1 protein-coding gene is annotated in these 236 nt (G+C 71.2%); it reads right to left on the minus strand.

Annotation, left to right across the window (positions count from 1 at the left end; translation table 11 throughout):
• On the minus strand, window positions 1-236 hold a 236-nt coding region (locus ACZ3HH_RS31150), incomplete at both ends, for a hypothetical protein (RefSeq protein WP_465810590.1).

Raw genomic sequence — 236 nt, forward strand, 5'->3', positions numbered from 1 at the left:
GAGTTGCTCCGCGAACGCCTCGTCGTTCAGGTAGCCGAGGTCGACGAACTTCGCGAGGATCTCGTCGATCACGACGTCGTCCATGCCCTCGACGCCGCCGAGGGCCGTTCGAGCCTCCGCGAGCGAGAGGGAGCGGCCGCGGAGCCTGCGCAGAAGCATCGCCTCGGCGCGGTCGCGGGTCTCGTCGGGTGACTCCTCGGATGCAACGGCATCCGCGCCCGGTCGCGCCCACGCGG

Source organism: Pseudomonas sp. PME37.24/025, from assembly GCF_055556615.1.